Below are 267 nucleotides of genomic sequence, written 5' to 3' on the forward strand. Positions count from 1 at the left end.
CTGTAACTCCATCAGCATATACTCCAAAAATGCCAGCATTCAATTCGGAACCTGATAAAATGAGGGTATTAACATAATAATCAGACTCCTTTTTTCTATAAATTATACCATCAATTAAATTTGCTTCGTTCGAGATATGTATTAGAGTACCATCTAACCAAGTAGTAACTTTTTTGTAATTGACATTTTCTTTTGTAAGATTATCAACTAATTGCACCAAATCATCATTTTGATAAGGACTGTTCTGTGCGAAAAAATCTTCTGTGT

At 31.1% G+C, this 267-nt stretch carries 1 protein-coding gene; it reads right to left on the minus strand.

Annotated features, from left to right (window positions below; genetic code table 11):
- On the minus strand, window positions 1-267 hold a 267-nt coding region (locus tag SB772_RS41715; RefSeq protein ID WP_410838734.1), incomplete at both ends, for a hypothetical protein.

It is taken from the genome of Paraburkholderia sp. SIMBA_030 (genome assembly GCF_046535245.1).
GTDB lineage: Bacteria > Pseudomonadota > Gammaproteobacteria > Burkholderiales > Burkholderiaceae > Paraburkholderia.